This window comes from Kitasatospora sp. NPDC101155 (assembly GCF_044768305.1).
Taxonomy (GTDB): domain Bacteria; phylum Actinomycetota; class Actinomycetes; order Streptomycetales; family Streptomycetaceae; genus Kitasatospora.
This window is the reverse complement of the sequence record NZ_JBIWPN010000117.1, coordinates 1-5,702: the sequence shown is the minus strand read 5'-3', so window position 1 is coordinate 5,702 and position 5,702 is coordinate 1. Positions and strand designations below refer to the sequence as shown.

General features: G+C 75.5%; 1 protein-coding gene. It reads left to right on the top strand.

Going from position 1 to position 5,702, the window contains the following annotated elements; all coding sequences use genetic code 11:
- Positions 1 to 51 precede the first annotated feature (51 nt).
- Positions 52 to 5,702: SDR family NAD(P)-dependent oxidoreductase (locus tag ACIRYZ_RS46060; protein ID WP_402955610.1), on the top strand; the 5,651-nt coding region annotated here is incomplete at its 3' end.

The window sequence follows — 5,702 nt, the reverse complement described above, 5'->3', positions numbered from 1 at the left end:
TCGCTGCTGCGGCTGGAGTGGGTGCCCGCGCCGTCGCGCGCGGGTGAGCGCGTGACGGCGGTGACGCTGGGCGCGGACGTGGCGTCGTTCGCCGAGCTGACGGACGACGTGCCGGGTGCCGTGGTGGTCCCGGTGGCGGGCGGTTCGACGCCGGAGGACGTGCACGAGGTGACGGCGTGGGCGCTGGGCCTGGTGCAGGAGTGGCTGGCCGAACCGCGGTTCGCGCACGCGCGCCTCGTCTTCGTCACGCGGGGCGCCATGGCGGGCGGCGAGGTGTCCGACCTCGTCGGCGGTGCCGTGTGGGGCCTGGTGCGGGCCGCCGAGTCGGAGAACCCGGGCCGGTTCGTCCTCGTGGACGCGGACGGCGAGCTCCCGCTGGACGCCGTGCTGGCGACCGGCGAGTCGCAGGTGGTGGTCCGCGAGGGCGCCGTGCGCGTCGGTCGGCTGACCCGCGCTGCGGGCGGCGGTTCGTCCGCGGGCTGGGGCGAGGGAACGGTCGTCGTCACGGGCGGCACCGGCGGCCTCGGCCGCCTCGTCGCACGCCATCTGGTGGCCGAACACGGCGTCCGGGACCTGCTGTTGCTGAGCCGCCGCGGTGGCGCCGGCGCGTGGCTGGAGGAACTGCGCGCGCTGGGCGCCGACGTCGAGGTGGTGGCCTGCGACGCCGCCGACCGGGAGGCGCTCGCCGGGGCGCTGCACGGCCGGACGGTCACGGGCGTGGTGCACGCGGCCGGTGTGCTGGACGACGGCGTCGTGAGCGCACTGACGCCCGAGCGACTGTCGGCCGTCCTGCGCCCGAAGGTGGACGCGGCGTGGAACCTCCACGAGCTGACCGAGGACCAGGACCTCAAGGCCTTCGTCCTGTTCTCCTCCGTCTCCGGTGTCCTGGGCAGCGCCGGCCAGGGCAACTACGCGGCGGCGAACGTCTACCTCGACGCGCTGGCGCACTGGCGCCGCCGCCAGGGCCTGGCTGCCCAGTCCCTGGGCTGGGGCGCGTGGGTGCCGACGGCCGGCATGACGGGGACGCTCTCCGAGGCCGACCTGCACCGCATCCGCTCCTCCGGCGTCCCGCCCCTGGCCGAGGAGGACGGTCTCGCGCTGCTCGACGCCGCCATGGCCGTCGACGAGCCGTACCTGGTCGCGACCGGCCGCATGGCCGCCGGGGCCCGCCCGCGCGGCGAGGTGCCCACGATGTTCCGTGCCCTCCTGCCCGCCGGGCGCCGTACCGCCGTGAGCAGTACGGGCACGGGCGCCGCGCTCACGGCCCGCCTCGTCGAGCTGCGCGAGGGCGACCGGCCGCGTCACCTCGTCGACCTCGTCCGTGCGGAGGCCGCCGGCGTCCTGGGCCACGCCTCGGGCCGAGCGGTGGACCCCGGACGGGAGTTCCGGGACCTCGGCTTCGACTCCCTCACCGCGATCGAGCTGCGCAACCGCCTCGCCGACGTCACCGGGCTCCGGCTCCCGGCGACCATGGTCTTCGACTACCCGACCCCGCAGGCCCTCGCCGCGCACCTGCTCGGTGAACTCCTCGACGAGGAGGACGACGTGGCGGCCCCGGCGGCCGCCACCACCGCCGATGCCGGCGAGCCGATCGCGATCGTCGGCATGGCCTGCCGTCTGCCCGGCGGAGTGCGGACCCCCGAGGACCTCTGGCGGCTCCTGAGCGAGGGCCGCGACGGCATCACCGACTTCCCGACCGACCGCGGCTGGGACCTCGACGCGCTCTTCGGCACCGGCCACGGGGTGAGCGCCACCCGCCAGGGCGGCTTCCTCGCCGGCCTCGGGGACTTCGATGCGGGCTTCTTCGGCATCTCGCCGCGCGAGGCCCTCGCGATGGACCCGCAGCAGCGGCTCCTGCTGGAGACGTCCTGGGAGGCCTTCGAGCGGGCGGGCATCGACCCGACCGCGCTGCGCGGCAGCCGGACGGGCGTCTTCGTCGGCACGACGGGCCAGGACTACGCCTCGCTGGTGATGAACTCCCGGGAGGAGGTGGAGGGCCACGCGAGCACCGGGCTGGCCAACAGCGTGATCTCGGGCCGGGTGTCCTACTGCTTCGGGCTGGAGGGCCAGGCGCTCACGATCGACACCGCCTGTTCCTCCTCGCTGGTGGCGATGCACCTGGCCGCGCAGTCCCTCAACAGTGGCGAGTGCACGCTGGCCCTGGCCGGTGGCGTGACCGTCCTGTCCACGCCCATGAGCTTCCTCGGCTTCACCCGCCAGGGCGGGCTCGCCCCGGACGGGCGCTGCAAGGCGTTCGCCGACGCGGCGGACGGCACGGGGTGGTCGGAGGGCGCCGGCGTGCTGGTGCTGGAGCGGCTCTCGGACGCCCGCCGCAACGGGCACCCGGTGCTGGCGGTCGTGCGCGGCAGCGCCGTCAACCAGGACGGTGCGTCCAACGGCCTCACTGCTCCCAACGGCCCGTCCCAGCAGCGGGTGATCCGCCAGGCGCTGGCCAACGCCGGGCTGTCGGCCGCCGAGGTCGACGCGGTCGAGGCGCACGGCACGGGGACCACGCTGGGCGACCCGATCGAGGCGCAGGCGCTGCTCGCGACCTACGGGCAGGACCGCGAACTCCCGCTGTTCCTCGGCTCGGTGAAGTCCAACCTCGGGCACACCCAGGCGGCGGCCGGGGTCGCGGGCGTGATCAAGATGGTGGAGGCCATGCGGGCGGGCGTGCTGCCGAAGACGCTGTACGTCGACGCGCCGTCCTCGCATGTCGACTGGTCGGCGGGCGCGGTGGAGCTCCTGACGGCGGCCCGCGAGTGGCCCGAGGCCGGGCGCCCGCGCCGGGCCGGGGTCTCGTCGTTCGGGATCAGCGGGACGAACGCCCACGTGATCGTCGAGCAGGCGCCGGTGGTGGATCAGGCCGAGGAAGCGGCCGTGGCTCCGGGCGTCGTGCCGTGGGTGGTCTCGGGAGCGTCGGAGGCCGCGCTGGACGCGCAACTGGCCGGGCTCGCCGAGCCGGAGGGATCGCTGGCGGACGTCGGGCTGTCGCTGGCCGGGCGGTCGCGGTTCGCGCACCGGGCGGTGCTGCTGGACGGCACCGAGGTGGCGCGCGGCGCGGCGGGGGAGCGCAGGCTCGCGCTGCTGTTCTCCGGGCAGGGGTCGCAGCGGCTGGGGACGGGGCGGGAGCTGTATGCCCGGTTCCCGGTGTTCGCGGAGACGTTCGACGCGGTGTGTGCGGCGATGGACGTGCCCTTGCGCGATGTGCTCTGGGGCTCGGACGAGGAGCTGATCAACGAGACCTCCTACGCCCAGCCCGGGTTGTTCGCCGTCGAGGTGGCGCTCTACCGGCTCGTCGAATCGCTGGGCGTGCGAGCCGAGTTCGTCGCTGGGCACTCGATCGGTGAGATCGCGGCGGCGCATGTGGCCGGGGTGTTCTCGCTGGCGGACGCCTGCGCGCTGGTCGGTGCTCGTGGCCGGCTGATGCAGGCGCTGCCGTCGGGTGGTGCGATGCTGGCGGTGCAGGCGGCGGAGGAGGAAGTCCTGCCGTTGCTGGGTGAGTTCGTGTCGATCGCCGCCGTCAACGGTCCGTCGTCCGTGGTCGTCTCGGGCGCGGAGGAGGCGGTCGTGGCGATCGAGGCGCACTTCGCCGATCGCAAGACGACGCGGTTGAAGGTCTCGCACGCGTTCCACTCGCCGTTGATGGACCCGATGCTGGCGGACTTCCGTGAGGTCCTGAACGGGCTGACGTACCAGGCCCCTTCGATCCCGCTGGTCTCCAACCTGACCGGCACCCTGGGCGCGGACTTCACCACCCCCGACTACTGGGTGCGTCACGTGCGCGAGGCCGTCCGCTTCGCCGACGGGATCCGCACCCTCGACGCGGCCGGCGCGACGGACTACCTGGAGCTCGGCCCCGGCGGTGTGCTCACCGCCCTCGCCGAGCAGAACCTCGACGAGGGCGCCGGCCGCGTCGCGGCACCCGCGTTGCGCCCCGACCGGCCGGAGGAAGGCGTCCTGCTGACGGCGCTCGCCCGCCTCCACGTCGTCGGCGTGCCCGTCGACTGGGCCCGGGTCTTCGACGGGACCGGCGCCCGGCGCGTCGACCTGCCGACGTACGCCTTCCAGCACGAGCGCTACTGGCCCGCCCAGGCCGCGCACACGGGCGACGTGACCGGCGCGGGCCTGCGACCCGCCGAGCACCCGCTGCTGGGCGCGGTGGTCACCCCGGCCGACTCGGGTGGCGTGCTGCTGACCGGCCGGCTGTCGCTGAAGGCGCAGCCGTGGCTGGGCGACCACCGGGTGGGCGGCGCGGCCGTCTTCCCGGCGACCGGGTTCCTGGAGCTGGCCGTCCGGGCCGCCGACCAGGTGGGCTGCGACCGGGTCGAGCGGCTGACGCTCGCCGAGCCGCTCGCGCTGCCCGAGGACGGCGCCGTCGTCGTCCAATTGGTGGTGGGCGCGCCGGACGAGGCCGGGACGCGTGCGCTGAGCTGCTACGCCCGGTCGGAGGACGCGGTGGACGGTCCGTGGACCTGCCACGCCACCGGCACGCTGGCCGTCGGCGAGCCGGAGGGCGGCTTCGACGCCTCGGCCTGGCCCCCGGCGGACGCGGTGGCCGTGGATCCGGAGTCCTGCCACGACCCGCTGGACCACGGCCCGGCGTTCCGCACGCTGCAGGCGGTGTGGCAGCGGGGCGACGAGGTGTTCGCGGAGGCCGTCCTGCCGGGCCGCGCCGAGGACGCGGCGCCGTACGGGCTGCACCCGGCGCTGCTGGAGGCGGCCGTTCAGATCGCCGCCCTGACCGGGGCGAACGACGGCGCACGCCTGGTGCCCACGGGCTGGCGCGACGTGGCACTGCACGCGACCGGCGCGGCCGTCGTGCGGCTGCGGGTCGCGAGGGCGGGTGCGGACACGGTGACCGTCGAGGTCGCGGACGCGGCGGGCGGGCCCGTGCTGTCGGCGGGGTCGTTGACGCTGGCCGAGCCGTCCGCCGTGACCGAGCGGAGCGGCTTGGCCGGGGCGCTGCTGCGGCTCGACTGGGTGGACGTCCCGTCGCGGGACGCCGGGCCCGTGCGGGCCGTCACCCTGGGCGAGGACGTGCCGTCGCTCGCCGACGTGACCGGCGAGGTGCCGCAGGTCGTGCTCGTGCCGGTGCCGGGCGGTTCGACGCCCTCGGACGTGCACGAGGTGACGGCGTGGGCGCTGGGCCTGGTGCAGGAGTGGCTGGCCGAGCCGCGGTTCGCGGACTCCCGCCTGGTGTTCACGACCCGCGGTGCGGTGCCGGGCGGTGAGGTCGCCGGCCTCGTCGGCGGCGCGGTCTGGGGTCTCGTCCGGGCGGCCGAGGCGGAGAACCCGGGCCGGTTCGCCCTGCTCGATGTCGAGCGCGCGTCGGACGTGAAGACGGCGCTGCCCGTCCTCTGCGCTCAACTGGACCGCGGCGAATTCCAGTTCACCGCCCGCGATGGTGTCGTGCGGGTGGGCCGACTCGCCCGGGTGGCCCCCGGCGGGCCCTCCTCGGGCTGGGGCACGGGAACCGTGGTGATCACGGGTGGGACCGGCGGTCTGGGCCGCCTCGTCGCACGCCATCTGGTGGCCGAACACGGCGTGCGGGAGCTGCTGTTGCTGAGCCGTCGTGGAGGTGCGTCCGAGCTGGTGGACGAGCTGGCGGAGCTGGGTGCCCGCACTGAGGTGGTGGCCTGCGACGCCGCCGACCGCGAGGCCCTCGCGAAGGCCCTGGACGGCCGGACGATCAGCGGTGT